The organism is Corallococcus llansteffanensis (genome assembly GCF_003612055.1).
GTDB lineage: Bacteria > Myxococcota > Myxococcia > Myxococcales > Myxococcaceae > Corallococcus > Corallococcus llansteffanensis.
The window spans coordinates 1-2566 of record NZ_RAWB01000878.1 but is presented as its reverse complement, the minus strand read 5'-3'; the positions used below and the strand labels follow the sequence as shown (position 1 = coordinate 2566).

3 protein-coding genes are annotated in these 2566 nt (G+C 69.1%); 1 reads left to right on the top strand and 2 read right to left on the bottom strand.

The genetic code is table 11. The features are described from left to right. The coding region (locus D7V93_RS41560; RefSeq protein ID WP_244237821.1) for an imm11 family protein at positions 1-668 on the top strand (668 nt) is incomplete at its 5' end. Positions 669-695: 27 nt separating this feature from the next. On the opposite strand, the gene rapZ is transcribed toward D7V93_RS41560, so the two are convergent. Continuing rightward, positions 696-1562 carry an RNase adapter RapZ gene (gene rapZ, locus D7V93_RS41555; RefSeq protein ID WP_120648498.1) on the bottom strand — a complete coding sequence of 289 codons (867 nt, stop codon included), beginning with the start codon at positions 1560-1562 and terminating at the stop codon, positions 696-698. Continuing rightward, positions 1559-2524: an HPr(Ser) kinase/phosphatase gene (hprK, locus tag D7V93_RS41550; RefSeq protein ID WP_120648499.1), complete on the bottom strand. Its 966-nt coding sequence runs from the start codon at positions 2522-2524 to the stop codon at positions 1559-1561. The genes rapZ and hprK overlap by 4 nt, the downstream gene beginning before the upstream one ends. Positions 2525-2566 lie beyond the last annotated feature (42 nt).

The window sequence follows — 2566 nt, the reverse complement described above, 5'->3', positions numbered from 1 at the left end:
GTGTGGGCCGTGCCGCCGTCCGCATCGTCGCGCACGGCGGCACGGCCCACACGCCCCTTCGCAAGACGACGCGCCGCGCCCTCACCGCGCGCTTCTACGACCTGCACGATGACTTCCGTGCCCCCGGCCACTGGGAACCCGGCGACCCTCGCGGCCTGGATGACGAGATTGTCGGTGGCGTGTGGATGTTCACCGCCGGGCACCCGGTCGCCGTCGACGGGCCCATGCACATCCCCAACGAGGCCCGCAGGTCCCCACTGGACTTCTCCCTCGCCGGCGCGGGCCTCACGCCCGTGGTGCACCCGCGCGTGGCCGCCGTCTTCGAGCGCCTCGCCCCCCATGACGTGCAGCTGCTCCCCGTCAACATCGAGGGCCAGCGGGAGCCGTACTTCCTCCTCGTCGCCACGCGCCTCATCCGCTGCGTCGACGAGGCCGCGTGTCTGGAGCTCCACCGCTACGGCCCCGGGGACGGCCTGCCCGCTCGCATGGGCCAGTACCGCTCCGTCCAGGGCCTGCGCATCGACCCGACCCAGGTGGGCCGCGCCCGCGTGTTCCGCCCCTGGGGCTGGCCCGTCACCCTCGTCGTCTCCGAGGTCGTGAAGGAAGCCCTCGAAAAGGAGCGCGTCACCGGCGCGCGCTTCACCCCCGTGACGGACACCCGGCACTGAAGAGCGCCGGGCTCAAAGCCCTACGCCCTACTCCTTCTCGATGTCCCGGTCCCAGAGCTGCACGCGGCCGTAGTCCTCCGACAGCCGCCGCACCATCTCCGCCGCCAGCGCCACCGAGCGGTGCTTGCCGCCCGTGCACCCCAGCGCCACCGTGAGGTACGCCTTCCCCTCCTTCTGGTAGCGCGGGAACAGGAACCGGCAGAGGTCCACGACCTTGTCGAGGAACTGCTGCGTCTCGTCCCGGTCCAGCACGTACGCGGCCACCTTCGGCACCTTGCCCGTGAGCCCCTTCAGCTCCGGCACGAAGTAGGGGTTCGGCAGGAAGCGCACGTCGAAGACGAGGTCCGCCTGCGGCGGCACCCCGTACCGGTAGCCGAAGGACATGATGGACAGGCTGGGGCCCGTCGTCGGCTCCGGACTGAAGCGCCCCTGCACCATGCGCTTCAGGTCGTGGACGTTGAGCGCCGACGAGTCGATGACCTGGTCCGCCAGCTCGCGCAGGTCCTTGAGGGCCTCGCGCTCCGCCCGGATGCCCTCCGCCACCGTGCCCTCGGGGGCCAGCGGGTGGCGGCGGCGCGTCTCGCTGAAGCGGCGCAGGAGGCTGTCGTCGCTGGAGTCCAGGAAGAGCACGTCCACCTGGTGGCCCGCGCGGCGCACGTCGGCCAGCACGCGGGGGGCGTCCTTGAGGAAGATGCCCTCGCGCACGTCCATCACCAGCGCCATGCGCTCGATGTTGCCCCCGCCCGCGAGCTCCGTGAGCTTGGGCAGCAGGAGCACCGGCAGGTTGTCGATGCAGAAGAACCCGGCGTCCTCCAGCGCGCGGATGGCGGTGGACTTTCCGGATCCGGACATGCCGGTGATGACGATGATCTGCTTCGCAGGGGCGGCGGTCACTCGACCTCTTCTCCCAGATTGCGGCGCATCGCCCCCTGGGCGATGGCTCGATTGAGTCGCTCGGCGAACTCCCGCGCCGAGTGGTGGCCCTGAAGCTTCAACAACTGGTTGCGCGCGGCCACCTCGACAATGGTGGCCATGTTGCGTCCGGGACGCACGGGGACAACGGACAAGGGGATGTCCACGCCGACAATCTGCAGATGCTTGTCCTCCACGCCCAGGCGGTCGTACTCCTGGTGCGGATCCCATTCCTGCAACTCGATGACAAGCTCAATCTTCTTCTGCTCCCGGACGGCCGACACTCCGAACAGGTCCTTGATGTTGATGATGCCCAGGCCGCGAATCTCCATGTGGTGCTTGATGACCGGGTTGCCCGCGCCGTAGACGGCCCCCTTCCTCCGGGTGACGTCCACGATGTCGTCCGCCACCAGCCGGTGGCCCCGCATCACCAGGTCCAGGGCGATTTCGCTCTTGCCGATACCGCTCTTGCCCAGCAGCAAGATGCCCACGCCGAAGACGTCCATCAACACGCCGTGCAGGCTGCTGGACTCCGTCAGCGCGTCCTCCAGGAACATCTGCACGCGCTGGATGAACTCGCTGGAGAGCAGCGGCGTCTTCATCAGCGCCAGGCCCGCCGCCTCGCACGCGTCCACCAGCGCCTTGGGGGCATCCAGCGCCTTCGTCACCACGACGCACGCGAGGTCCTCCTCGCCGAAGAGCTTGGCCAGCGAGGCGCGCTGCCCCTCTTCCGGCAGGGTGGCCAGGTACGAGATTTCCGTGTTGCCGAACACCTGGACGCGGTGGGGGTGCAGGTGCTCGGTGAAGCCCGCCAGCGCCAGGCCCGGCTTCTGGATGCGCGAGGAGTCCACCGTGCGCTTCAGACCCTGGGAGCCGGCCATCAGGGTCAGCCGCAGGTCGTGGCCCTCGTCCTCGAGGAGCTGGGAGATGCGAATGGATTTCATCGTCAGGACGTGGATATCACCCACCGGCCTCTGGAGGTGAAC

Bases quoted from the DNA above. Each gene is read 5' to 3' on its own strand.
- hprK (WP_120648499.1), bottom strand. From the start codon at position 2,524: ATGAAATCCATTCGCATCTCCCAGCTCCTCGAGGACGAGGGCCACGAC.